Here is a 212-nt window from a genome sequence, read left to right as displayed (position 1 = left end):
AAAGGTCCGCAAATTTTCGTGTCACGCACTCATCCTGGATTACTAAAACGTTTATTTGAAATTGAAGTACCTGAAATTTATGATGGGACGGTTGAAATTAAATCAGTGGCCCGCGAAGCCGGAGATCGGTCGAAAATATCCGTTCATTCAGATAATCCCGAAGTTGACCCTGTTGGTTCCTGTGTAGGACCAAAAGGTGCGCGCGTTCAGGC

Annotated in this window: 1 pseudogene; it reads left to right on the top strand. The window is 45.3% G+C overall.

What is annotated here, in order from left to right:
* A pseudogene (gene nusA / locus LKX83_RS33530) lies at window positions 1-212 on the top strand (transcription termination factor NusA); the annotation flags it as partial.

The organism is Cohnella baijiui, assembly GCF_020731285.1.
Classification (GTDB): Bacteria; Bacillota; Bacilli; order Paenibacillales; family Paenibacillaceae; genus Cohnella.
The sequence above is the reverse complement of the archived record's forward strand: the minus strand, read 5'-3'. Positions and strand labels throughout refer to the sequence as shown.